A 26,486-nucleotide genomic window follows, 5' to 3' on the forward strand; every position below is an offset into this window, starting at 1 on the left:
AATGAAAAAATTAATCTTTATTCTTTTTTTGAGTATAATTTCATGTAATAAATCAAAAAACGCACAAAACATTCCAGTTAATATGCAGCCAGAGTGGCAAAATATAGAAAGTAATAAAATGCCTTTAAAGTTTGGTCAAATTATTGAAATTGAGAATATTGAAATTAAATCTATTGTTTTAGATTATAATGAAGATGAATCAGGAGTTTGGATTGGTTTATGCCCAATTAACGAAAATAAATTATTCGGAAGACAAATTCCTCAAAATTTAATTAATTCTACTTGTCTAGATTTATTAGATTTCGTTTATATCCAAATTAAAGATTTAAAAAATTATAAGAAAATTGAATTATTAGATATAGATATAAATAAAGTTGGTATCGGAAATATTTATCCTATAAGTAATGAATATGAATTAAAAGACTTTTTTAATTCTGGAATTGAAGAAAGAAAAAAGGAACAGACACCATGTAATGAAGGATTAACAGGTTTAAATCCTGTAAGAGAATGTTATTTCGATTTAAGTAAAATTGAAATTAAATAATCTTATATATAAGCACAATTTGTGTTATTGTAAATATAATTCCTAAAGTTTTTAAATCTAAAGAATTTTTCTTGGTTTCTTCTATCGATTGATTTAGATTTGAAAACTTAAATAAAAAAATGCTAAAAACAAATTAATCGATTAGCTCTTGACTTAAATCTTGATTCTATTTATGGTGTATTTGAAACAAAATTGGAATTGGATTTTATTTCTGCGGTTAAAATTAAATGGGAAAAATCATAATTACAAAATAAACTACATTGATTGTTTTTTTATTTTACAAATCATTTAAAAAAATTACAACAGATTACATTTTAAAAGAAAAAGTATGGATACATCATCAAATTTAAACGTTTTTGTATTATTATCAATTTTTATAAGTCCTGTTATCCTAATGTGTATCGTATTTTATAAGAATAGTAGAATTTCAAAAAGACATAAAAAAACAATTGAATCAGATTGGTATAATTTTTTTATAGCTATTAAAAGAAAAGATGTAAATCAGATAGTAAAATTTGGGAATTTACTGAAAGAAAATAAACACATGGATTCTATTCATTTAAATATAATCTATGATGAATTATTGAAATTTAAATCCGATAATACAAATATTGAGGTTTTAAAACTAGAAATCTCACGTCAACTTAGAAGATGGAAGGATTCAAATTTATACTTTACAAAGTTTAAATCTTCCTCATTAATTGAAATAATCATTTCTGACGTATTTAGCAAAAAAAAAGCCTAACAAATAATTTGGTAGGCTTTTAGCTCAAATGTTGTATAATATACTAGTTAATTACTTTTACATTTACTGCATTTAATCCTTTACGTCCTTCTTCAACGTCGTAAGAAACTTTGTCTCCTTGAGCTACTTCATCTACTAATCCGTTAATGTGTACAAACACATCTCTTCCTCCTTGATCTGGAGTGATAAATCCGTAACCTTTTTCGTCGTTGAAAAACTTAATTGTTCCTGTATTCATAAGTATGTTTTAAATAAAGTGCAAAAGTAAACTAATATTCCGAGTAATCTACTAAAAATCACTTTTTTTAATATAATATTATTATTAAGACTCTTTTTTTAAAAAAATTTAACATTAAGACTCCTCTTCATTCAGTTCAAAAATTTCTTTTTCTGAAAAAGCTCTAAAAGATAATTTATAACCTTCAATTCCTGCAATTGCAAAGAAAAACACATCTACAAAACCAAATGTATCCCCCACAATATCAAATAATTTACCAAAATCTATCAGAATAAATGCTTCAAAATATCCTAAATCTGCACCATGAGCTGCAAAACCAATTATACTTAAAATATTACCTAAAAAACAACTTAAAATTGCAATTATAGCACCGTAAATCCCATAAACTTGTTCGATCCCTTTTCCAAAAAATCTATTCGTGAAACCGACTGCTGCACCAATTGCAATTGCCATATACCCTATTTGAAAGCCTGTAGCAACTGTAATTATTCCCCAAAGAATCGCACAAATAGTTCCAGTAATGATAGAAGTCATCAAACCTAAAGAGAAATTTTGCTCTTCTTTAAATTTTTCAATATTCTCTTCAGATAATCTAGACATTGCAACTTCATGATCTAATTCTTCTGTTTCATTTTTGGTTTCAACAACCGTAGTGTCTAATTCATAATTTTCACACTCTTTTTCAAAATCAGCATGTTTTCCAGTTAAATTACATACCAAACCAATTTTCATGTTTAATTCACGTTTTATGCATCTCTCGCAAAAACGTAAGTGTTCTTTCCTAGTCATTTTTTTCAATTTTTAGCAATAATAGTAAAATCCTAACATTTTATAAGAAAAAGTAGCTAATTTAGTTTTATTATGAATAAAAAAAGCCTTCTTTAAAAAGAAGGCATAAGATAAGAGTAATCTTTTTTTCATAAGAAACCTTGTTCTTACAATCAAAAGCATTTCGAATTCTATTCTAAAAAAATAACTATTTTATCTATATTTTATTTTAAATACTCAATAAAATTTAACATCTACCTATAAATTATCACTAATTTTCTATATATTATAAGCAAAATTTAAAAAAAAGAAAATGATCAATTACAAAAACAAAATTATTTTTAGGAATCATTAAAATGGAATTCATTATTTCAAACTTTATTTTTTCATTAATTCTTTCCATTCTTTTAATTTATTTTTTGCTGGTGCTTTAAAAGACATCGAAACTTCTTTCATTTTCTGATTGCATTGCGGACAATCCTCAACTCTTTCAAAATATTTTAATTTTAAAGCATCTTTTTCTTTTTTAGATAATTTCTTTTTAGGTTTTGAAAAATAAAAAGCATTTAATAATAAGGACAATTCACCATTTTTTTCTGCAAAATCTTTTTCATTTGATTTCTTAAAACCTTTTCGACAATCTACACAAATAAAATGTCTTTTATATCGTTTAATTTTCTGAAGATAATAGGACATAACATTAATTTTATTCAAATATAAAAATTTGGAAAATATCCATACTTTTAAAACTTCATTTTGTAAAATTGTAATTTATAAAACATATGATGAATGGAAAATAATTGGCAAAAAGAAATTATTTTAGATGGAAATCTTGTTCGTTTAGAACCTCTTCAAATTTCACATAAAAAAGAATTAATCGAAGCTGCTAAAGATGGTGAATTATGGAAACTTTGGTATACTTCCGTTCCAAATGAAGAAACTACTGAAAATTTTATTAAAACCGCATTATTAAACAAAGAAAAAGGAGAACAAATTCCTTTTGTTATCATTGATAAAAAATCAAACAAAGTAATTGGAACAACTCGTTTTATGAATATGGAACCAGAAAATTTTCGTTTGGAAATTGGCCACACATGGTATGCAAAATCTTTCCAAAAAACTGGTGTAAATACAGAATGTAAATATCTTCTTTTACAATATACTTTTGAAAAAATGAATTGTATTGCTGTAGAATTTCGAACGCATTGGCATAATTTAGCTTCTCGAAATGCCATTTTACGACTTGGAGCAAAACAAGATGGAATTTTAAGAAATCACTCTATTTCAAAAAATGGTGTTTTACGAGATACCGTTGTTTTTTCCATTATTAATTCAGAATGGAAAACTGTGAAGTTCGGATTGGAACATAAAATGGAAAAAACTTATTAGAATTAAACTAAAATTAAGGAATAATTATTTCTAATCTAAACCTAAGAATCTTTGGGATTCAAAAGGATAATTTTTTCTCAAATAAACTTATATTTGCTGAGCTCATTTAGATTTTTAAAAAGTTTAGATGTGATTAATCAAAAAATCAAAAAAGAATGACATTAATAAAATCTATATCTGGAATCCGAGGAACAATCGGTGGAAAAGTGAATGATAACCTAACGCCTGTGGATGCTGTAAAATTTGCAGCTGCATATGGAACTTGGTTAAAAGATAAATGTGGAAATAAAGAAGAAATTAAAGTTGTTATTGGTCGAGATGCCAGAATTTCTGGTAAAATGATTAGTTCATTAGTTGCTAATACACTTGTTGGGTTAGGAATTCAAGTGATTGATTTAGGACTTTCTACTACGCCAACAGTAGAAACAATCGTTCCTTTAGAAGAAGCGGATGGTGGAATTATTCTTACTGCAAGTCATAATCCAAAACAATGGAATGCTTTAAAACTTTTAAATGAAAAAGGAGAGTTTTTAAATGGTGAGGAAGGAGCTAAAATCTTAAAAATCGCTGAAAATGATGCGTATTCTTTTGCAGAAGTGGATGATTTAGGTTCTTATAATAAAGCCGTTGGAGGAATTGATACACATATTGAAGAAATTTTCAAATTGGATTATATCAATTTAGAAGCAATTAAAAATGCTAATTTTAAAGTTGTTGTAGATGGAGTAAATTCAACTGGTGGAATTGCTATTCCTGCTTTATTAAAAAAATTAGGTGTAGAATGTGTCGAACTTTATTGTACTCCAAATGGTCATTTCCCACATAATCCGGAGCCTTTAAAAGAGCATTTGACGGATATTTCTAATTTAGTTGTTGAAGAAAAAGCAGATTTTGGAATTGTTGTAGATCCTGATGTAGATCGTTTAGCTTTAATTTGTGAAGATGGTTCTATGTTTGGTGAAGAATATACTTTAGTAGCTTGTGCAGATTATATTTTAGAGAAAAATAATGGTGGAAATACCGTTTCTAATTTATCTTCTTCAAGAGCTTTAAGAGATGTGACTGAAAAACACGGAGGAACTTATCAAGCAAGTGCTGTTGGAGAAGTAAATGTTGTAGAATTAATGAAATCTACAAATGCAATTATTGGTGGTGAAGGAAATGGAGGAATTATTTATCCTGCTGCACATTACGGAAGAGATTCACTTGTTGGAGTTGCATTATTCTTATCACTTTTAGCAGAAAGAAAAGTTTCTTGTAAAGCTTTAAGAGAATCTTATCCTAGCTATTTTATGAGCAAAAATAAGATTCAATTAACGCCAGAAATTAATGTAGATTTGATATTAGAAAACATGGCGAAGAAATATGAAAACGAAAATGTTTCTACAATTGATGGAGTTAAAGTTGATTTTCCAACAGAATGGGTTCACTTAAGAAAATCGAATACAGAACCAATCATTCGTATTTATACAGAAAGTGATTCACAAGAAAATGCAGATAATTTAGCACAAAGGATTATCGAAGAAATTAAAGAAATTATTTAATCGCACCAACATAAAAAAGAAAAGCTAATCATTTATTTGATTAGCTTTTTTAATTCTTTTTATTTTTTATTTGGATAAAAAGTCAATGTTAACTTCTGGATCTTTGGCATACTTTCTGGAGTTAATGTAAAAAACATTAAAATTTTTCCATTTTCACATTCCATGACAAAATCACCTCGCAACTGATTTCTAGGATAAATTTTCTCGACATTTTTTATTAAACCTGCTTTATTCAAAATTTCTTGATATTTAGCTTCTCTCCTATTTTTGGATTCATCTAAAAAGAAATTTTCTGCAAAAATATCACTGGTTAAATCAATTTCTCCTTCTACAATTAAATCTAATATTTGTTCTTTTTTCTGTTTTAATATTTCTGAAACCATTTTTTTACGAGGTTGTAATTCTAATGTTTCAAAAAGTAATTGTTCAATTTTATTCTTTGGAAAAGGTGATTTATACGTTACATTTCCAAAAGCAATAATTCCAATTCCATAATCAGGATAAAACGTAAAATTACTTCCAAATCCAGGTAAAGATCCATTATGAGATATTTTCTTGATTCGTTTACAATCCATTGAAATCCCTAATCCATATCCATACCCAATCATACTCGCACATTCTTCATCATTCCAATCTCGATTCCAAGAATTTAAAAAATTAAATTTCGGTGTATGCATTTCTCGTAATGAGCTTCTTTTTAAAATAGAATTCTCTTTTTCATTTCTTGCTGGCCAAGCAGACAAATGAAAACTAACATATTTACTAAAATCTTCCATTGTCGTAATCAATCCCCCCATTGCTCCATAACTTCCATCATGTAATAATTTTTCTTCTTTCCAGTTTTCATCCTCCCAACGATATCCGTGTGCTAGATTATTAGCAGAAACTTTTGAAAATTCCCAATGAGTATTTTTCATATTTAAAGGAAGTAAAATGTTCTTTTTGATATAATTTTGATAAGGAATTCCTGAAACTCTAGAAATTATTAAACCAAGTAAAGCATAACCTGTATTACTATATTCATATTCTAAAGAAGAAGGTTTTGAAAACGAAAATCCTTTATTTACAAGTTCTAAAAAGTCCTTTTCTGACAAATCTAATTGCCGATCTCCCCATGGATTATCTTCAGGAAAACCTGCTGTCATTGTCAATAAATTTTCAATTGTAATCTCTGGAGAATCCTTTGTTAGATATTTCATTTTTTTTAATTCAGGAATATATTTTATAGCGAAATCATGTAGAGATAATTTCCCTTCATCTCTCAATTTTATAATTGCCATAGCAGTAAAACTTTTCGTCATAGAAGCAATTCGAAAAGAAGTTTTACTTGAAACTTGTGTTTTATTATTTAAATCAGAAAATCCATTAACAGAAGAAAATACCAAAGAATCATCCACAACAATTCCATAAGAAATTCCTGGAATATTATTTTCTTTTTTGTGATTTTCAAAAATTTGCTTTATTTCAAAATGTTTTGACTTTAATTTTTTTATTCTCTCATCCTTTAAAAAAATGGGTTCTTTATAATTTTCTACAACATTTTTTTTTTCAATAGAATTAATTATTTGTTGATTTTTCTTCTTACAAGAAAAAAGTAATAGGATTAAAATAAGAGTAAATAGCTTTGTGATATAATTCATAATTCGATTTTAAATTCAATCGAAAGACAAAAGAAAAAAGAGTTTGTTACAACTTATAATTAAAAATCATTTTAGTTTATATCTAAATATTTTACTTTCGCCTAAAATATATTTTATTATGAAAAAGATATTTAAAACTCTTAAAAATCTATTAGATATAAACAATTCTGAAGAAAAAGAAATAAAACAAACATCTCAAAATATTCCAATTTTAAAAGGAGAAATTTTTGAAATAAGGATGCCTAAATTTCACAATGAAAACTTCAAAGGAAAAGTTGTAGAACATTTTTTTAATATTGGAGAAATTATTCAAACAGGTGATTTAATTGCTGAAATTGAAACAGAAAAAGCTACTCTAGAGTTCGAAGCTGCTTATGGGGGAAAAATTATTTGGATATGTGAATTGGATAAAGAATTAAATATTAATGACACTATTATAAAAATTCATGGAATCTAATTTTCATTTTTATATTTTATAAAAAACAATGCTTTTTTCTAATCTTTATTACAGATTTCTAAATCTAATTTTTGTTCCAATTAAAAATTAAAATATTTATTACATATTATTTACTTTCTAGATTAATCAATTATATTCCTAATTCCTTTCATTTTCTTTTTGATTAAAAGAAAGCATTTTCTCTCTTTAAACTACATTTTACATAAACTTATTTTAAAATAAAATATTCATTAAAAGCTATATTAGACTTAAAGGTTACACGATTTTTAAAAATTATTTAGTATCTTATAAGGTTTTTCTTTTTATTAAATTCTTAAAAAAAATTGCTATATAAAAATTTTTCACATTTTTTAGTGTAAAAAATTATGATTTTAAAAATATTTACTTATATTCGTAATGCTATGATTAGCAAAGAATTGCAATTACAAGAGTACTTTTAAAAAATTTTTACTTTTTAATTCTAGTTCTAAGAAGTAAAAAATGCTAGCATTAAATTTTATGTAAAACTCATATTTACTAGCCTATGAATTTTAGATAAAATAAACATGAAAAAGAGTCTTAACCAGAAGAGTTAAGAACGAATTGTCTATTTTTTAAATCAAAAAACAAATGAAAAAGCAAATTATTTTTTTCGCAATTACATTATTTACATTCGCAGGTTTAAATGCAAATAACCTTAATTCTTTAGAAAATGAAAACATCACAGAAGATTTTAAATGTACTGCTTCTGTCACTGTAGAATTTGATGTAGAAATTGGAGGTCAAACTGTACATGTCTATGTTGAAGCTTCACTTGAAGCTGACGATTGTATTGATGCAGCTAAAGGAGCTGCAGAACTTGCAAAAGCAATGGCTACAGACGAAATAGCTGGTGATAAATAATATTTAAATAGACACTCTCCAACTATTCAAATTGGAGAGTGTTTTTTAATTCTATAAAATCTAAAAATATGCGATTATATACGATACTATTTATAATAATGATATTTTCAAAATCTTATTCACAAGTTTTTGAAGCAACTTATAGAAATAATAAAGATTTAAAATCTTATACATTATATTTTGATACAAAAACATCTATTTATGTTTTAAATAATACGAAAGCAGATAAAAGTTCTGCAAAATATGATGAAGATTCTAATGTAATTCGAGTGAAAAAAAATGTAAAAGTTGGAAAAAATTCTGAAACAATTTATCGACCGAAAACTAATTCAAATCTTGTTTATGAATGCGTTGATCTTAAAGAACATTGTTATTTATTCAAAGATGAAGGAATTAATTTAAAATGGAAAATAACAGAAATAACAGAAAAATTTGGACGTTTTACAGCAAAAAAAGCAACAGCTAAATTTAGAGGACGGAATTATACAGCTTGGTTTACTGAAGAAATTCCGACAATGAATGGACCTTGGAAATTTATAAACTTACCTGGATTAATTTTAAGAATAAGTGATGATGCTTTTTTTATTGATCTAGAATTACAAACGATTAAAAAATCTAGTTCACAAAAAATGGAAACATTAATTGGTGAAATTAATTCTATAAAAGAAATTAAACTAGTTGATGAACATGTAAAAATTAGAGAAGAAATTGTAAATGAAGCTATAAATAAAATTTTGAGTTCATTTCCAAGAAATGTCAAAGTTTCTAATGTTTCATTAAAAAAAGATGGTTTAGAAAAATGTTTTAAATGTGAAAAAGAATAGAATTGTAAAAATCGCATATTTTTTTCTACTTTTTCTTTTTTCAATTATCAATCTTTATAGCCAAGAAATTTCTGGAACTATAAAAGATTCTATTGGTGTTCCTATTTCTTATGCTAATATTTTGCTGAAAAAATCAGATAACATTGAAAATTATACTTATTCTGATGAACATGGAAATTATGCATTACAAGTAAAAGACACAGGAAATTATCAATTGCATTTTTCTTCGATGTCTTATGCTAAAAAAATTGTACCGATTCAGATAATAGATTTATCCAAAAATATTGAAAGAAATATTATTTTACATTATGAAGCAATGCAATTAGATGAAGTAATTGTTCAGGCTGAAAGAGATATTATTATTGGAAAAAATAAAGTCACTTTTAATGTAAAAAAGTTTCTTAGTGGAAATGAAGAAGTTGCTGAAGATGTTTTAAAAAAATTACCAGGCGTAGATGTAGATTCTGATGGAATTGTAAAAGTTAATGGAAAAGAAATTGAAAAATTAATGGTCGAAGGAGATGATTTCTTTGAGAAAGGATATACCATTTTATCTAAAAGCTTACCTTCAGAACCTATAGAAAAAGTAGAAATTTTAGAAAAGTATACTGAAAATGAATTACTACAAAATGTAGAAAACTCAAATAAAGTTGCTATTAATTTAAAATTAAAAGAAAATGCAAAACGACAATGGTTTGGAAATATTGATTTTGGAATTGGTGCTTCTGATCAGTTTCGATATGATTCTCAGTTTAATCTTATGAATTTTGGCAAAAAAAATAAATATTATTTTCTTGGAAACACCAATAATATTGGAAAAAATGCAACAGGTCCAATTCAACATCTAATTCGTCCTTTTCGTTTAAATAAAATTGATAAGATTGGAGAAGATGTTTATGCTAAAAAACTAATTGACATTTCGATGGAATCTTTAGGTTTTAAAAATGATAGAAGTAATTTTAATAACACAGAATTACTTTCTTTAAATGCAATTTTTAATCCTAGTTCTAAAACAAAAATTAAAATTTTAGGATTTTTTAATTGGGATGAAAATGATTTTTATAAAAATAGTTTTATCGAATATAATTTACCAGATTTTTCTTTTTCAAATTCAGAAGATTTTCATTTAAGAAAGAAGAAAAAAATTGCTTTTGGAAAATTAGAAATTAAGCATCGAATATCAGAAAAAGAATTGATAGAATTTATTTCAAGTTTTAATAAAGGTGATTTTCAAACAAAAAAAGATTTAATCTTTAATTCCACAGATTTAATAGAGAAAATAAATACTGAAAATGAACTATTTAATCAAGAAATAACTTATACAAATAAATTTAAAGAAAGAGATATTTTCATACTTAAAAGTCGTTTTATTTATGAAAATTCACCACAAAATTATTGGATAAATCAATTTTTATATGAAGACTTATTTTCAATAGAAAATGCAAATAATGTACTTCAAAATTCTCAAAATAAAGTTACATATTTTGGACTTGAGGCGCATTTATTAAGTAAAAATTTAAAAGGAAATTTATTTGAAATAATTACTGGAAATCAATTTAAAAAAGATAATTTAAATTCTATTTTTTCAATCAAAGAAAATGATTTTGTAATTGAGAAACCATTTAATTTTCAAAATGAAATTAGTTACTTTACAAATGATAGTTATTTGAAAGGAAAATATTCATTCAAGTTGACTTCAAAATTTCAAATTACTGGAAAAATAGGATTGCATCAGTTACTAAACAGATTAAAGAATTTTGATGTAACCAAAGATCAGCAATTATTTTTTATAAATCCGAACTTTCATTTACAATGGGAATTTCTAGAAAAGCATAAATTATCTGGAAGTGTTTCTGTGAATACTACAAATGCAACAATTTTAAATGTTTATGAAAATTATATATTGACGAGTTTCAGAAATTTTAAAAAAGGAACAAATCAATTTAATCAATTACAAAAAATAAAATATAATCTCATCTATACTTATGGAAATTGGAGTGAAAATTTTACAGCTTTTGCATTTTTGAGTTATCTAAAATCCCATGATTATTTTAGTAGTAGATCTCAAATTGAGCAAAATTATACACTTTCAGAACAAATCTATTTAAATAAAAATAGAGATTTTTTCATTGTAAATACACAAGTGGATCGATATTTAAATTTTATAAATTCTCGAATTAAATTGAAACTAAATTATTTTAAAACATCTTATTTTAATGAAGTAAACAATTCTGAATTACGAAAAGTTGTTTCTTCAAATTATGATTACGGAATTGAATTACGATCAGGTTTTAAAGGAGTTTTCAATTATAATTTAGGAACAAAATGGAAAAAATTTGAAGTTAAATCTAATACTTTAAACAAATTTACAAATACCATTTCTTTTTTAGATTTAGAATTTAATTTAAGTGAAAAATTATTCTTTTCCATTCAAAATGAGCGTTATCTTTTTGGAAACTTAGATAAAAAAAATAATACTTATTATTTCTCTGATTTTTCTGCTACATATGTAGTAAAGAAAAATAAAATTAGTTTCGAATTGAGCGGTCAAAATTTAACAAACACAAAAGTTTATAAAACTTATTTTGCAGATGACAATAGCATTTCTTCAACAGAATATCGCTTACTCCCAAGATTTCTTTTATGCAAAATAAAATATCGATTCTAACAAAAAAGCTAGTCAATTTGACTAGCTTTTTATTTTTGAATATATAAAATTATTACATTTTCATTTTATCCATATCAATAGAAACTCCTAATTCACGAGCGATTCCCATTCCTAAAGTAACATTTGCTCTAAAGAAATGACAAAGTTGTCTATTAATAATCTCCTCTTTTTTAATTCCTGTGATTCCTTTCATTGAATCTGAAATATTCTTAATTGTTCTTTGTTTTGCATCTTCTGGCATAATTTCAAATAATTTTCCAGGTTGCGAATAATGATCATCATCATTATGATTTCTATCAAATGTTCCTATTCGTTTATCTTTTGGCTGATGCGGACAATTATTTAAGTCAATTCCATCATATGGTTCAGAATTATCAAAACTATTTGGATAATAATTTGGACTACTTCCTCTGTTATCATCAAATCGCATTAATCCATCTTTATGATAATTATTTACAGCAAAAGGACATTTATTTACAGGTAGACTATTATGATTAACACCTAATCTATAACGGTGTGCATCTGGATAACTAAAAATTCTACCCTGTAACATTTTATCTGGAGAAAAACCAATTCCAGGAATAACATTTGACGGTGAAAAAGCGGCTTGCTCTACATGAGCGAAGAAATTATCTGGAATTTCATTTAATTCTAAAACACCAACATCAATTAAAGGGAAATCTCCATGTGGCCAAACTTTTGTCAAATCAAAAGGATTCCACTGAAATTCTTCCGCTTCTTTTTCTGTCATAATTTGAATTTTCATATTCCATTTAGGAAAATCTCCACGATCAATTGCTTCAACTAAATCACGTTGTGCATGATCCATATCTTGACTTTTCACTTGTGCAGCTTCTTCCGCTGTTAAGTTTTCAATTCCTTGGGCAGTTTTAAAATGGAATTTCACAAAAACCAATTCTTCTTTATCATTTATAAAAGAAAAAGTATGACTTCCATAACCATTCATAAAACGGTGTGATTTAGGAATTCCTCGATCAGACATTAAAATCATAACCTGATGTAAACTCTCAGGATTCCACGACCAAAAATCCCACATCATTGTTGGACTTTTACAATTTGTTCTTGGATCTCTTTTTTGTGTATGAATAAAATCTGAAAATTTCTTTGGATCTTTAATAAAGAAAACTGGTGTATTATTCCCAACAAGATCCCAAATTCCTTCTTCTGTATAAAATTTGATAGCAAAACCTCTCGGATCGCGTTCCGCATCTGCAGAACCTAACTCACCTCCTACTGTTGAAAAACGTAAAAAAGCTTTTGTTTGCTTTCCAACTTCACCAAATATTTTAGCTTTCGTGTATTTTGTAATATCGTGTGTGATTGTCAAAGTACCATAAGCACCAGAACCTTTTGCATGCACAACTCTTTCTGGAATTCGCTCACGATTAAAATGAGCCATTTTCTCAAATAAGAAATAATCTTGAATTAAAAGAGGTCCTCTTTCTCCAACTGATTCCGAATCTTCATAGAATTTTACTGGTATTCCTGTTTCGTTTGTTATAAACCTTCTATTACTCATGTCTCTGGTTTTTAGATTAGTAAAGTAAATTTAGTGATAATTCACAGGAAATTCATATAAACAAAATCAATTGTTTTTATTTTAGAATAAGTTTCACAAATAATTAAGAAAATTTATTTTAATATCAAAAAAAGAAATAGGAAAAGGGAAAACCACAAGAAAATCTAATCTAAAACAAAAAATTGCGAAAAAAATATATTGGAGAAATATGTTGCTAAAGACTACTTTTTTGATTTTCTAAGTGTTTTTCCCAAAAACTTTCCAAATATAGTTAATTTAGGATAGTTCTAAAACTATTGATTGCTTTTTTTTGTTAATATATTCAAGTTTTGCATGTAGTTTTATTTCTTCTTCAATTAAAACACGAAAATATTTCCATAATAACATTTTTTCATCATTAACCTTAAATGATTTTGACAAATCATTATCCTCAAATTCTGAAAAAACTCGTTCTGAAATACTATAAATTTCGCTTAAGCTTTCTGTAGAATTTTTATAGTTTTCACTAACATATTCTAACTCAACACTTTTAAATAATTTCAAAATTTCTACAAGTTGCACAATATTCTTGTCTAATATATAGTAATGTGATTTTAAAATTAATTGATACTCTTCTTCTTTGTTTTGGTCTAATTTCTCTGAATTAATTCCTTCAATAATTTCTAAAGTTTTTTGTGTTTTAACTTTAAAATATTCGATGAATTGATAAATATCCCATATTTCCATAATGATATTTTTTTAGAATGATAATTGTAAATTAATGGATGCAAATAGCGAACTAAAACTGTCTATTTCTATCAACCTTTCAGTTGGTTGTTCGTTCGCTTTATTAAATGATGTTCCAACATTTGTTCGATAACCAATAGTTGGAATAATTTTATAATTTTTATAAACTTTTATTGGTAATTGCATTGCTAAATCAATTGCAGTATTTGAATAATTTAGCCAAGTTTCGTCGTCTGAATTTTGAATTAAATCTGATTTTTTAATGTATCCTGGAGAAGCATTTAAATAAATTCCTGTATTCCATGAAATGATTTTATTTATATTTTTTAAATAAGAAATTTCTCTAGGAATTAAAATTGTAAACAAATCACCATTTTCTCTTGAATATTTATATTGAATAATTGGAATTGGTAAAAAACGATGACGATCATAATTCATCAACATTCCAAACATTAAAAAAGTCTTTTTTGTTCTTTTAGAAATATAATTTAATCCAAAAGCAACTTGCATTGATTGATAATTAAATGCGTGAGCTCCGTTATATTTCAAGAAACTCATTAAAATTAATGGCTTTTTATTCTCTAATAAAAAAACTTTTCGTGCTTCAACTCCGATTTTTGAATTATAAATAGAAAACTCTCTAGTTTCTAAAGAAACTGTTCGTTCATTTTGTGAAGAAACATTTCGATGAATTTCATATTGATCCACCGAAGATTGAATTGAACCTAAAATTAAAAAGCGTTCTTTCGATCGCATTTTATTTAAGATAGGTACTTTCAATTCAAAATTTAGATATTTTCTTGATTCAATTTCAAAATCAACAGGTAATTCTTCTGAAGTAGAAAGAAATGAAAAATTGTTAGAAATATCATATCCAACCTTGAAAATATCCATGGAAGGATTCAGTTTTTTTTCTTGTGATTTGGCAAAAAAAACAGTTCCAAAACATAAAAAGAATAATACTTTCCTTTTGTTCAACATAGCTTGATTAAAAATTCTTTTGCAAAACTATGAAGTGAAAAAATGAAAAGCGTTCTAATTTACACATTAGGACGTCCAAAAGTCCAAACCGCTAAAAACAGACTTTTATTTAATTAATAACCAAATAATTAAATAAATTCTTTTCGATACTCAGTTGGTGTAAAATTGGTGATATTTTTAAAAACTTGATTAAAAGAAGACTTAGAATTAAACCCACAATCTAATCCAATTGAAATAATTGTTCGATTAAAATACTTCGAATCAATTAATCTTTTCTTTGCTTCTTCTACTCTATATTCATTTATAAATGTGTAGAAATTTTTTCCGATTAAAGTATTCAAAACTTCAGTCAAATGATGACGACTAATTTTTAAATCTTTAGAAATTTGTTGCATATTAATTGATGAATCCAAATACAATTGTTCTTTTTCTATGTAAGCAATTAATTTCTCTTTTATACGAATTGCTTCCTCTTTTGATAAGGTAGAATTTGCATATTTTATTTTCTTTTTAGAAGAAATTTTAGGTGTTTCCTTTAATTCTACAACTTCTTTTTTAGCTTCATTATAGGCACAAAAATAAGAAGATGAATTATTACAATATTCTGTCACAGAAATTTCTTTTACATGGTGAAAAGTATCAGGATTCCAGAATTTCATCGCATGAAATCCCATAGAAACGATAATAATTAAAGAAGAATCTACAATCATAATCCAAGTATCATCAACTTCAATAAAGTTTTTAATTACAAAATAAGTAATTGTAATATAAAAAGGCACATACATCATTAGATATAAAAATATCGCCCAATGAAATTTAGTATAATCAATATTTTTGGTGTAATAATAATCTCTAATTTTCAAAAATAAAAGAGAAGAATAGAACAAAATAATCGCTAAAATTGTCGGAACATAAGTGTAAAAAATCAATTTTGGTTTAATTTCTTCACCAGCAAAAAAGTAAATACAAGTCACAAAAGAAACAAGAACTAAAAATATATAAAGATGTTTCTTAAATCGCTTTGTATTAAATTTTACTTTAAACAAATAGGCATCAATATAAAAATAGAGAAAGATAAATTGTGGCAACACAAAAGAATGAACAATCAAATTTAAAAAAGTCATTCTATCTTCAATATTTTCTTTCATTAAAAGTTTATCAACGAAAGTAATTGACACTAATACGAAAAATGCGCCTAATAAAAAATTCTCGATATACTTTCTACCTCTAGAAAGCAATAAAAAGCCATTAAATAAAGTGATTCCTAAACCTGCCCAATATAGCGTTTGCATGATTTATTAGTTAGTTGTTTTTTGTAAAAAATCAGAAAAATCAGCACCAGTTGGACTTTGAAATATTTCTAATTCAAACAAAGGAACAGATGCCATAATATGATCAAAAATATCGGACATTATCCCTTCATATGCAACCCAATCCTTATTATTACAAAAAGCATAAACTTCAATCGGAATTCCAACTTCCGTTAATGGCAATTGACGAACCATACAAGTCATTTTATGATTAATATTTGGATTTTTCTCTAAATAAAGCTCCAAATATTTTCTAAATAACCCAATATTTGTAATTGCTCTTCCATTAATTGCCAAAGAAGTGTCTAATTGACGTTGTTCGTTATAAGTAAGAATTTCTTTCTGTTTTTCCTCGATATATTCTGTTATCAAATGTACTCCTTTTAATCTTTCTAACATCTCTTTTGAGCAAAATTTTACAGAAGAAATTTTAATATTAATCGCTCTCTTAATTCTTCGTCCATCTGACTCTTCCATTCCTCTCCAATTTCGAAAAGAATCAGAAATAAAAGCATATGTTGGAACGGTAGTTATTGTTTTATCAAAATTTTGAATTTTAATTGTTGTCAAATTTATTTCCAACACATTTCCATCTGCTCCATATTTTGGTAAAGTTACCCAATCTCCTACTCGAACCATATCGTTCAAACTTAATTGAATACTTCCAACAAAACCTAAAATACTGTCTTTAAACGCTAACATAATAATAGCTGCCATCGCTCCAAGTCCAGTTAAAAGTGCAATTGGGCTTTCATTGATAGAAATAGAAATAATCAAAATAGTTGCAATAACAACAATAATTGATCTTGCAAGTTGAGATAAACTTGCAATTGGTTTATCTTTAAATTTAGGATTTGATTCTAAATGTTCTTTAACCGATTTTATAAAATTGATAATAATTTCTGCAATAATTACAACAATAAAAATATCTGTTACAGCAATAATTAATGGTAATAATTTCGGGTAACTATGAAAAAAAGAAGGTGCAAAAATATCAATTAATATTGCTGGAACAAGGTGTGAAATAGAATTTATTACTCTTTTTGTTAAGAAGATATCATCTAACATTGTACTTGTTCGCATTGCCATTTTTGGGAGAATTTTATGTAAAATTCGTTGCGCAATTCTCCAAACAATAAATGCGAAAATCAATAATAAAATAATTCCTGAAATCTCACGAATCATCATTGCTGTGTCTTTCGGAACACCGATAAAACTTTGTAAAATTGTATCTACTTTTTCTATAAAACTTGTTTTATCTAAAATTTCTGTCTTTTTCTGCATAACTTCCACTACTATTTTAAAAAACATTCACAAGAAACACAATATCTGGCGAATTATTGTGTTAATTTAATTATAAATTTAAGATATTTGCGAAAATCAAATTTTAAACATTGAAAAAATTAATACTATTTCTTACGTTAATACTATGTCAGTTTGCTTTTTCTCAGACTGCTAGAAAATATTCGAATGAATTTTTAAATATTGGTGTGGATGCAGCTGCTTTCGGTATGGGAAAAGCTGTAACAGCTTCTTCAAATGATGTAAATTCTGGTTATTGGAATCCAGCTGGATTAACTGGTGTAAAAGGATATCAAGGTTCTTTAATGCATGCAGAATATTTTGCTGGTATTGCTAAGTACGATTATGCTGCTTTTGCAATGCCACTTGAAAATAATGCTTTCTTCGGAGTTTCTTTAATCCGTTTTGGAGTTGACGATATTTTAGATACAACAGAATTAATCGATAAAGATGGAAATATTGATTATGAAAGAATAAACTTATTCTCTGCCGCAGATTATGCTTTCAATCTTAGTTTTGCAAAAAAATTAAGTATTGAAAATTTAAGTGTTGGAGCAAATGCAAAAATCGTTAGAAGAACTATCGGAGATTTTGCAAATTCTTGGGGATTTGGTTTAGATGTTGCTGCACAATATTCTTACAAAAAATGGCAATTTGGATTGATGCTTCGAGATATTACAACTACATTTAATGCTTGGAATATTGATGAAGATGAATTTGAAAAAATTAAAAATGCAATTCCTGGACAAAATCAAGAATTACCTGAAACTACAGAATTAACTTTACCAAAAATGCAAATTGGTATAGCAAGAAGTTTTGAATTAAATCAAGATTTTGATTTACTAACAGAACTTGATTTAAATGTACGTTTTGCAGAAACAAATGATATTATTTCCTCGTCTTTTGCAAGTATTGAGCCTGCTTTTGGTTTTCAGGCTTCCTATAAACAAATGGTTTTTCTACGTGGAGGTGTAAACAATATTCAAAATACTTTAGAACCTGATAATACAGAAAGTGTAAGCGTTCAGCCTAATTTTGGTGTAGGATTTCGTTATAAAGGAATCTTTATCGATTATGCTTTAAGTAATATCGGAAGTGTCGGAAATGCATTATATTCTAATGTATTTTCATTAAAATTTGACTTATCTTATTTCAAATAAAAATAAAAGGGAATCATTTTAGATTCCCTTTTTTCTTTTAAATTGTTTCTTCAAAAATAGTTGTAAAATATGCTTCTACTAATTTAGATGCTCGCTCATTAATTATTTTACTAACTATTTTACGGTTCTGTTTTTCTAAAGATTTATACAATTCGTTTTCTTTTTCAAAATCTTGTAAAATATCTTTATTATACATTCCTAAAATCTTTCCAAATTCTTTTCTTGATTTTATTTCACCTATTTTACTTATGACATTATTTAAACGGTTTTCTGAAATATAAGTAATAGCTTTTTCACATAAATTCTTTAACTCTTCAGAAATTTCTTTATCAATTCCACTAATTGTTTTATGTAAAAGTTCTCTATCAATAAATCCATTATTTTCAGACCAAGCTTCATTTTTATTCTTAATTAAAACTCTAGATCCTCCAGGAAAAAATGTTGCTTTTTCTGGTCGAATAATTACTCCTTCACAAATATTTCCTTCAATTTCTGGTAAATTATAAAATGTTGGAATTGTGGTTTTAAATGTATTTTCAAATGTAAGACAAGCTTCTAAAGTTCCTTTAAACAATGTTTTTGCAAAAATAAAATCAAAATTTTCAAATAATTCATTCGCTTCTTCTACCTCTAAATAATTCACATTATCTAATAAAATATCAAAAGCAAAAAAATCATTTTCTTTATGATAATAAATTCCTTTTTGAACTAATTTTGCAGTATTATCTCTCGGAACATCTTTATGAGGATAACCTCCACCAAATAATTCTCCAAAAACTGTCAATGTTTGAATTTGCTTAGTTTCTGCTAAAAATTCAAATAAAGCAATCACTTTTTCCTTATACTTTTCTAATATAAAATAAGAATTATAAAAATTTTCTTCTTTTTCTATAAAATCTGTTCTCTTAGCAATTTTTATTTCTTTTCCATCTGTAATAAAACTGAAATTCGCACCATGCACTTTTTCTTGTACCACATAATTCATCGAATCAAATCCATTTTCATAAATAGATTCTATAAATTTTTCTTGGTACGAATTTTCAATTGAATTAAATTTTTTAAACTTCATTTTCTTTTTCTTTCTTATTATAAATTTGTTTCATTTCTGTTTTTGGTCGTGTCAGAATAAATTGATTTATATTTCCTTTTTCATCTGAAATAAATTCAATAAAAACTTCAGGAGAAAATTCTTCTAGCATAAACAACTTTTCAGTAATTGGAATTAATTCAATTTTAAAAGATGGATTTACCACATAAAACAATGTTTCATCTTTTATTTCAAACGTTTTTTCTTTTCCTTCTTCATTTTTATACTCTCCTAAATAATTCTGATACACTTTTACTAAAGAATCTCGTGAAATTTTTGGAGCAATTCCATAAGTTAAATTACTTGCTTTTTTAATCGGAATTTCATTTTTATCTGTAGAGTTATTTTGTAAGAAAATAAACGTTTTATCATTATCTATATGACGTTCAATATAAGTCATATAACCAGCCCATCCTCCACTATGAGAAACTATTTTCCCATAAACTTTACTGCTATCAATTTTCCAACCATATCCATAGTTCGTTTCTTTTTCTTCTGATGTTTTATATGAGCTAAATATTTTCTTTTTATCTTTTTCATTTATTAATTTATCTGAATACAAAGCACGATCCCATTTCAATAAATCATACACATTTGAATTTACCATTCCATCTCCGACTATTCCATCTAAAAAAGTGAAAAATTCCATTCCTTTTACAGAATCTGGTAAAACTTTTCTTTGTAAACTATCAGAATAAATATATCCTTCTGCATATTTTTCAAGTTTTTTTGGTTGGAATCTTCTTCTATATACAAAAGTATTTTTCATTTCTAAAGGATCAAAAATTTTCTCTTTTAAATAAGTTTCAAAAGATTTTCCGCTTGCTCTTTCAATGATTGTTCCTAAAAATAAATATCCAGTATTACTATAACTAAACTGTGATTTTGGTTCAAAAAGCAATTCAGGTTTCACTTTTTCAAACAATTTTACGATATCTTCATTTGTAGCAATTTTACTTGTATCCCAATGTTCAGAAGCCAAATTCATATAATCCGGAAAACCACCAGTGTGAATTAATAAATCATGAATAGTAATTCCTTTGTAATTTTTCAATTCTGGAATAAACTTAGAAACAGAATCCTCTAATTGTAATTTTCCCTCTTTCCACAATTGAAAAATTCCCATGGCTGTGAATTGTTTTGATACAGAAGCTAATTCAAAAGCATAGTCATTTTGAATTGAATCTTTTGTTTTTTCATTTGCTAAACCATAGCTTTTTTCAAAAATAATGTTTCCTTTTTCAGCAATTAAAACAGTTCCATTAAATCGTTCATTTTTATATAATTTGGAAAATAAAGAATCTAATTGTTGTTTTCTAGTATCTATTTTCTCTATTTTTTCAGATTTCACTTCATTATCTCTACATGAAATGATAGAAAAAATAGCAACGATTAATAGCAATACTTTTTTCATAAATATTTTTGTGTTAGAATTAATTCAAATTTTAACACAAAAATATAATTTTAACAATTAGATTCTCGATTTTCTAAAATTATTCTTCTATTGGAAAAGGATAATCATCTAAAATTCCCCCATTTTTATCTGTAGAAAGTAACCAAACGTCTTTAAATTTACCAGTAAAAATAAATCCTTGGTTAGAAGGTTTCTCTGAAATTGTTGAAAATTCTGTTGGGTAAATTGGATCCAATGGATATAATTTTTCTTCTTTTTGTGTTCCATTTTTATCAATTTTCAGAAACCAAGCAGCTTCATTCTTTTGACCAACAATACCAATTTCACCATTTCCTACTAATTTCCCACTTTGAAATGTATTTCCTTGATATGTTTTTTCCATTAAAACTTCACCAGAACTGTTCATTTTTAAAACTTGAGGAAATTTTGAAATTAAATAAAAGTTTTCCAAGTTAGAATCGGGTAAAATATCTACAAAAATCGAATTTCCTTCATAAATTTCAGTGAACATAGGCTCTTGAGCTATATTTAAACTTGTAACAATTCCTTCTTCTAAATTCTCACTTCCAACTAAAATAAATTGATTTGGATTTTTTTGTAAAATGTTTAGAAAAGAAATCGATTTTCCTTCTTTTTCATATTCCAATTCTTTTAAAACATTTCCTTTTCCATCCACATGAATAAAAAGTCCTTTTTTTCCAGCATTACTTCCTAAAATAAAAACACCATCATCATTATCTGGAACAATCTTTTCAAATCGATACATTCCATTAAATTCTCTTTGCCAAACTTCATTTCCATTTGGTGCAATTTTAATTAATAAAGCAGGTGAAAAATGATGGGAATCTATAATTTCATAATAATGTCCTTGCGATTCTGTAATTCCTTTTCCTACATAACCTAACTCACTAGAATTCACAAAAGATTTGTACCAAACTACATTTGCATTTTTATCTAATTTTAAAACGTAATCTGCTACAGGATGTCCTATTTCATTTGGAACTAAATTATACGCTTCTCCAGAAGTCAACAAATGTTCATCTTCTGTAATAATTGAAAAACCAGTTCTTTGATTTAAAGATCGACTCCAGTTTTCCCAAGTATTTCTTGATTTTCTTGTGTTAAAATCGTCTGTCGTTTTTGTTTCGTGTATTTCATCTTTGTTGCATGAAATAAAAAATATTAAAACTAAACTAGTTATAATTGCTTTCATACTCTCAACATTTTGGTATTTTTCAAAAACAACCAAACAAGAAACAAACCATCAACACTTTTTGAAATGCTAATTTTTCTATAAAAAAACGGAAAAGATGATTTTCCTTTCCGTTTTATTTATCGTTATAATAATGTTCTTTGATTTGTTTGATACTTTTAATGGACTTTTCCATCCATTCTAGTTTCTTTTCTAATCTTTCATTTTCTGAAAGTTTCCAATCCAAATCTTCCGAAGCTCGCATTCTTCCTGTAACATCATTTAAAATTACTGCTGCAGCAACAGAAATATTAAAACTTTCTGTAAATCCATACATAGGAATTTTTAAAAATCCATCTGCTTCTTGCATCATTCTTTCCGAAACTCCTTCTTTTTCAACTCCAAAAACAAAAGCAGATTTTTTAGTAATATCAAAATCAGGTAAAAAACACGAATCATTATGCGGTGTTGTTGCAATAATTTGATATCCTTTTTCTTTTAATGATTTAATACAATTTCCTGTATTATCATCATCAAAAGAATTGTATTGATGAAAATCTAACCATTTTTGCGCACCTTTCGCAACGTGTCTTGAAACTTGGCTATTGTATTTTTTTTCAATAATATGAACATCTTGTACTCCAAAAATATCGCAGCTACGGACTACAGCACTTGTATTATGTTTTTGATATAAATCTTCTAAAACAACTGTAAAATGACGTGTTCGTTCTTCTAAAACTTTATCAAATAAAGCTTGTCTTTCTGGAGTTACAAATTGTTCTAAATATTTTAAATATTCTAAATCTACCATCTGTTTATTTATCTGAAATTAAAGAACTAAACTTATCAAAATATGTTCCTTTTGTAATTGTACAACCTTGTTCTACCATAAAAAAAATCTCTTCATTTCTTTCTTTGTGGTATTTTTTTGTTGCTTTAAAATATTCTATAGAAGCATCATTTGAATTTTCTAACAACCAATTAAATCCTTCTTTTGAAGTTAAGTCAATAGTATCTGAAACTTTAATCAAAATTCGATGCATTTGTAATTCTTCACATTTGAATAAATTAATACTATGCTTCGAATGATGCTCTAAATATTTTGTTTCTTTCAACACTTTTTCCCAAACTAAATCACTGAAAATATTCATTTCATCTTCAGCAACTTCTGGTTTTTCCTCCTTTATTTTATTCCACTCATTAACATCAATTTGTTGTGCAGCTAAAAAACGAGAAAATTCTTCATGCAGTGATTCGAATTGCTCTTTTGTAAGTTGTCTATATTTCATTTCTATAAAAATTTAGTTATGAAATAAAAAAGCCTACTCAGGTTAAAGAGTAGGCTTTTTTTATATAATGTGAGAAAAATTATTCAGCGATAATTTCGAAAGAAAAATCAACGATAACTTCTCTGTGTAATCTGATTGCAGCAGAATATTTACCTAATCTCTTGATAGTGTTACCAGGGATCTTGATAAATTTCTTCTCAACCTCATGTCCAGCTTTAGCGATAGCTTCTGCAACATCTGCATTGTTAACAGATCCAAATAATTTAGTTCCGTCTCCAGTCTTAGAAGTAATTTTAATTTCTAATCCTTTTAAAGCTTCAGCTAATTTTGTAGCATCCTCTACTAATTTAGCTTCTCTAAAAGCTCTCTGCTTTAAGTTTTCAGCTAATACTTTTTTAGCAGATGGAGTAGCTAAAGTAGCCATTCCTTGAGGAATTAAATAGTTACGTCCATAACCATTTTTCACAGTTACTATGTCGTCTTTAAATCCTAGATTCTCAACGTCTTGTCTTAATATAAGTTCCATAATTTACTGTAAATTTTTATTTTAATAAATCACCAACATATGGCATTAATGCTAAATGACGAGCTCTTTTGATAGCTACAGCCACTTTACGTTGAAATTTTAAAGAAGTACCAGTTAAACGTCTTGGTAAAATTTTACCTTGCTCGTTTACTAAGTATAATAAGAAATCTGGATCTTTATAGTCAACATATTTGATTCCATTTTTCTTAAAACGACAATATTTCTTTTGTTGCTTTGTGTCAATGTCTAATGGAGTTAGGTATCTAACATCACCTTGTTTTCCTCCTTTTGCTTGTTGATCGATTGATGACATAATTCTTATTTTTTAGATGCTTTAACTCTTTCTTTTCTCTTCTCAGCCCAAGCAGCAGCGTGCTTATCTAACCTTACAGTTAAATAACGCATAACTGTATCATCTCTTCTGAATTCTAATTCAAATGGAGTAATTGCTTCTCCGTTTACTTTAAATTCAAATAAGTGATAAAATCCACTTTTTTTGTTTTGGATTGGGTAAGCTAATTTCTTTAATCCCCAATCTTCTTTCCAAATCATTTCTGCACCTTTTGAAACAAGATAGTCCTCAAACTTCTTTACTGTTTCCTTTATCTGAGTTTCAGATAAAACGGGATTCAAAATGAAAACAGTTTCGTAATGATTCATAATTAATAATTATTTATTGTTTAATAATTGAGCGTGCAAAGATAAAACTTTTTTTGATTCAGGAAAGTCTTTTAGGAATAAATTACAATGGATTTGTCGCTAAAAAATGGAAATCTTTCATAACTGCTTTAATATCTTTATACTTCTTCACCAAAACATATAAAAATCTTGCCCAACCAAATATTCCCATTGTAAATTTTCGAATTGCTTGGATTACAAAACTAATAATTTTACAACCAACTTGAAAAGCTTTTGTTTGGTATTGTATTGCATACACAATTTTGTTTGCTTCTTTTTCTCTTATATTTTCTGAAATAAAAATCTGTGTATCCAAATCTTTTCTAAAAACATAGGTACAATTTTCAAATTCTAACCTTCCTTTTACATAATTTGAAATCGATTGAACAATTGCTTTTATTCCATTTTTTAGATAATGAAAACTCTTGGTAGCAAAATTTAAAAATGCCTTATAAATATTATTGACAAAAAAATCTAGAATTTTCTTTCCAACTCTTCTAATTGCTCGCCAAATTCTTTTGATTCCATCCCAAAGTCTTGTCCCTTTGTCTTTAATCGTTTCCCACATCGTATTTATTTTTTCATGTGTATTCATTTCGGAAACAACATCTTCACAAAGTTCTTCTTCATTAATAACTGAATCTTCATGATTTATCGCATCAATTTCTGAAAACAAAAAAGGTTGCATTTTCATTGCTAATTCATGAGCTTCTGTTGTAGATTTATTTTTAAATCGAATATAAAATTTCTTTAAAGCAAGAAATAGCTTTCCTCCTTCTTCATATTCATAATCATCAATTCCATCTATTGAAACATCAAATCCTAAAAGCCAAAGTTCTACTTTTAAGGTATTAATGATAAACTTTTTTCCAAGTTTACGACTTTCATTTGTTTTGGCATTTAAATAAAAAGAATCCTTATTTTCTCCTACACGTCTTGCAATTTGTTGGGTAATATAATCTTGATTAAAAATTCGTAAAACAGTTGATTTATTTAATCCAACCTCAAAAGTTTTTTTAAACAGAAAAATATCTTGAATTTGTATAAATTCATTTAAATCTGAAAATTCCAGAAGTTTAAATCGCTTATTTGGTTCATCATCATGCAAACCTAAAGCCCAAAGTCGAAGCTGTAAAGCACGATGTAAAGCAAATTTTCTGGAATCTTTTATTTCTTCTCCATCAAACCAAAATTTTTCATTCATTTCCGATTCAAAACTCACCAATTCATCCAAAGCATTCCATGTTTGCTCACCAACCCAAAAATCTTGTTTTAAATCGCATTCTTGTTGAAATTTCCCAACAGCTTCTTTAATTAATCGTAATCTTCTTCGATTTTCTTTCCCTTCTTTTAATTTTAATTTTCTATTTAAATACCCCAAAAGATATAATCTTGTCGCAATTGTTTGAATTCGAATTCGCTGCTTTGCATAATCATATGTTTCCGATTCATCTTTTGGTAAATCACTAATCACTCCTTCATCAGAAGCTTTCTCCACTAAAGACTCAAAGGATGCTATTTTAGAAACAGCATCCTTTGAATTTAGAAAATCATAACTAGGATATTCTCTAGAGAAAGTCAT

General features: G+C 26.6%; 27 protein-coding genes. 9 read left to right on the plus strand and 18 right to left on the minus strand.

The window, feature by feature from the left end; translation table 11 throughout:
- Nucleotide 1: 1 nt before the first annotated feature.
- A complete protein-coding gene (locus tag I1A51_RS13445; protein WP_196894765.1) occupies nt 2-544 on the plus strand; it encodes a hypothetical protein in 543 nt (180 codons plus the stop codon).
- 328 nt (nt 545-872) lie between these two features.
- Entirely contained in the window at nt 873-1,289 is a 417-nt protein-coding gene (locus I1A51_RS13450) for a hypothetical protein (RefSeq protein ID WP_196894766.1), read from the plus strand.
- 43 nt (nt 1,290-1,332) lie between these two features.
- Here the strand turns inward: I1A51_RS13450 and I1A51_RS13455 are convergent, their stop codons facing one another.
- The 3 genes from I1A51_RS13455 to I1A51_RS13465 all read right to left on the minus strand — a co-directional run bounded on the left by I1A51_RS13455 (nt 1,333) and on the right by I1A51_RS13465 (nt 2,991).
- Nucleotides 1,333-1,527: a cold-shock protein gene (locus tag I1A51_RS13455; protein ID WP_196894768.1), complete on the minus strand. Its 195-nt coding sequence runs from the start codon at nt 1,525-1,527 to the stop codon at nt 1,333-1,335.
- Nucleotides 1,528-1,641: 114 nt separating this feature from the next.
- Nucleotides 1,642-2,316 (minus strand): hypothetical protein, encoded by a 675-nt coding sequence (locus I1A51_RS13460; RefSeq protein ID WP_196894770.1) that lies wholly within the window; start codon nt 2,314-2,316, stop codon nt 1,642-1,644.
- A gap of 357 nt (nt 2,317-2,673) precedes the next feature.
- Nucleotides 2,674-2,991, minus strand: coding sequence for a hypothetical protein (locus tag I1A51_RS13465; RefSeq protein ID WP_196894772.1), 318 nt, complete (start codon nt 2,989-2,991; stop codon nt 2,674-2,676).
- Nucleotides 2,992-3,084: 93 nt separating this feature from the next.
- Here I1A51_RS13465 and I1A51_RS13470 point away from each other — a divergent pair, with 93 nt between their 5' ends.
- Complete coding sequence (locus tag I1A51_RS13470) at nt 3,085-3,684, plus strand: GNAT family N-acetyltransferase (RefSeq protein WP_196894774.1); 600 nt, start codon at nt 3,085-3,087, stop codon at nt 3,682-3,684.
- A 155-nt stretch (nt 3,685-3,839) separates the two neighbouring features.
- Nucleotides 3,840-5,228, plus strand: a complete 1,389-nt coding sequence (gene glmM / locus I1A51_RS13475; protein WP_196894776.1) for a phosphoglucosamine mutase — start codon at nt 3,840-3,842, stop codon at nt 5,226-5,228.
- Between the two features lie 59 nt (nt 5,229-5,287).
- Here the strand turns inward: glmM and I1A51_RS13480 are convergent, their stop codons facing one another.
- Entirely contained in the window at nt 5,288-6,868 is a 1,581-nt protein-coding gene (locus I1A51_RS13480) for a serine hydrolase domain-containing protein (RefSeq protein ID WP_231374036.1), read from the minus strand.
- Between the two features lie 118 nt (nt 6,869-6,986).
- Here I1A51_RS13480 and I1A51_RS13485 point away from each other — a divergent pair, with 118 nt between their 5' ends.
- From I1A51_RS13485 to I1A51_RS13500, 4 genes are all read left to right on the plus strand, one after another.
- The gene (locus tag I1A51_RS13485) at nt 6,987-7,325 is read left to right on the plus strand and encodes a biotin/lipoyl-containing protein (RefSeq protein ID WP_196894778.1); all 339 of its coding nucleotides are present in this window, start codon (nt 6,987-6,989) and stop codon (nt 7,323-7,325) included.
- Between the two features lie 609 nt (nt 7,326-7,934).
- Complete coding sequence (locus I1A51_RS13490) at nt 7,935-8,207, plus strand: hypothetical protein (protein ID WP_196894780.1); 273 nt, start codon at nt 7,935-7,937, stop codon at nt 8,205-8,207.
- Between the two features lie 98 nt (nt 8,208-8,305).
- Entirely contained in the window at nt 8,306-9,031 is a 726-nt protein-coding gene (locus I1A51_RS13495; RefSeq protein ID WP_196894782.1) for a GLPGLI family protein, read from the plus strand.
- Nucleotides 9,018-11,699: a carboxypeptidase-like regulatory domain-containing protein gene (locus I1A51_RS13500; RefSeq protein WP_196894784.1), complete on the plus strand. Its 2,682-nt coding sequence runs from the start codon at nt 9,018-9,020 to the stop codon at nt 11,697-11,699. The genes I1A51_RS13495 and I1A51_RS13500 overlap by 14 nt, the downstream gene beginning before the upstream one ends.
- A 52-nt stretch (nt 11,700-11,751) precedes the next feature.
- Here the strand turns inward: I1A51_RS13500 and I1A51_RS13505 are convergent, their stop codons facing one another.
- From I1A51_RS13505 to I1A51_RS13525, 5 genes are all read right to left on the minus strand, one after another.
- Entirely contained in the window at nt 11,752-13,239 is a 1,488-nt protein-coding gene (locus I1A51_RS13505; RefSeq protein WP_196894786.1) for a catalase, read from the minus strand.
- A gap of 276 nt (nt 13,240-13,515) precedes the next feature.
- On the minus strand, nt 13,516-13,965 hold the full coding sequence (locus I1A51_RS13510) for a hypothetical protein (RefSeq protein WP_196894788.1): 450 nt from the start codon (nt 13,963-13,965) through the stop codon (nt 13,516-13,518).
- 12 nt (nt 13,966-13,977) lie between these two features.
- Nucleotides 13,978-14,859 (minus strand): hypothetical protein, encoded by an 882-nt coding sequence (locus I1A51_RS13515; RefSeq protein WP_196894790.1) that lies wholly within the window; start codon nt 14,857-14,859, stop codon nt 13,978-13,980.
- Between the two features lie 215 nt (nt 14,860-15,074).
- Nucleotides 15,075-16,238: a helix-turn-helix domain-containing protein gene (locus I1A51_RS13520; protein ID WP_196894792.1), complete on the minus strand. Its 1,164-nt coding sequence runs from the start codon at nt 16,236-16,238 to the stop codon at nt 15,075-15,077.
- A 6-nt stretch (nt 16,239-16,244) separates the two neighbouring features.
- Entirely contained in the window at nt 16,245-17,540 is a 1,296-nt protein-coding gene (locus tag I1A51_RS13525; RefSeq protein ID WP_196894794.1) for a mechanosensitive ion channel family protein, read from the minus strand.
- A gap of 110 nt (nt 17,541-17,650) precedes the next feature.
- Here I1A51_RS13525 and I1A51_RS13530 point away from each other — a divergent pair, with 110 nt between their 5' ends.
- Nucleotides 17,651-18,718 carry a putative type IX sorting system protein PorV2 gene (locus tag I1A51_RS13530; RefSeq protein WP_196894796.1) on the plus strand — a complete coding sequence of 356 codons (1,068 nt, stop codon included), beginning with the start codon at nt 17,651-17,653 and terminating at the stop codon, nt 18,716-18,718.
- Nucleotides 18,719-18,755: 37 nt separating this feature from the next.
- On the opposite strand, the gene I1A51_RS13535 is transcribed toward I1A51_RS13530, so the two are convergent.
- From I1A51_RS13535 to I1A51_RS13575, 9 genes are all read right to left on the minus strand, one after another.
- Nucleotides 18,756-19,787: an RNA ligase family protein gene (locus tag I1A51_RS13535; RefSeq protein WP_196894798.1), complete on the minus strand. Its 1,032-nt coding sequence runs from the start codon at nt 19,785-19,787 to the stop codon at nt 18,756-18,758.
- A complete protein-coding gene (locus I1A51_RS13540; protein ID WP_196894799.1) occupies nt 19,777-21,219 on the minus strand; it encodes a serine hydrolase domain-containing protein in 1,443 nt (480 codons plus the stop codon). The genes I1A51_RS13535 and I1A51_RS13540 overlap by 11 nt, the downstream gene beginning before the upstream one ends.
- Nucleotides 21,220-21,298: 79 nt before the next feature.
- A complete protein-coding gene (locus tag I1A51_RS13545) occupies nt 21,299-22,432 on the minus strand; it encodes a hypothetical protein (protein ID WP_196894801.1) in 1,134 nt (377 codons plus the stop codon).
- 115 nt (nt 22,433-22,547) lie between these two features.
- On the minus strand, nt 22,548-23,222 hold the full coding sequence (locus I1A51_RS13550; protein WP_196894803.1) for a TrmH family RNA methyltransferase: 675 nt from the start codon (nt 23,220-23,222) through the stop codon (nt 22,548-22,550).
- A 4-nt stretch (nt 23,223-23,226) separates the two neighbouring features.
- Nucleotides 23,227-23,700, minus strand: coding sequence for a DUF6495 family protein (locus I1A51_RS13555; RefSeq protein ID WP_196894805.1), 474 nt, complete (start codon nt 23,698-23,700; stop codon nt 23,227-23,229).
- Between the two features lie 79 nt (nt 23,701-23,779).
- Nucleotides 23,780-24,226: a 50S ribosomal protein L9 gene (gene rplI, locus I1A51_RS13560; RefSeq protein ID WP_196894806.1), complete on the minus strand. Its 447-nt coding sequence runs from the start codon at nt 24,224-24,226 to the stop codon at nt 23,780-23,782.
- Between the two features lie 16 nt (nt 24,227-24,242).
- Nucleotides 24,243-24,539 (minus strand): 30S ribosomal protein S18, encoded by a 297-nt coding sequence (rpsR, locus tag I1A51_RS13565; protein WP_196888487.1) that lies wholly within the window; start codon nt 24,537-24,539, stop codon nt 24,243-24,245.
- A 5-nt stretch (nt 24,540-24,544) separates the two neighbouring features.
- On the minus strand, nt 24,545-24,886 hold the full coding sequence (gene rpsF / locus I1A51_RS13570) for a 30S ribosomal protein S6 (protein ID WP_196894808.1): 342 nt from the start codon (nt 24,884-24,886) through the stop codon (nt 24,545-24,547).
- 82 nt (nt 24,887-24,968) lie between these two features.
- Complete coding sequence (locus I1A51_RS13575; RefSeq protein WP_196894809.1) at nt 24,969-26,486, minus strand: peptidoglycan-binding domain-containing protein; 1,518 nt, start codon at nt 26,484-26,486, stop codon at nt 24,969-24,971.

This window comes from Aureivirga marina (genome assembly GCF_015767265.1).
In the GTDB taxonomy this organism is placed as follows: Bacteria; Bacteroidota; Bacteroidia; order Flavobacteriales; family Flavobacteriaceae; genus Aureivirga; species Aureivirga marina.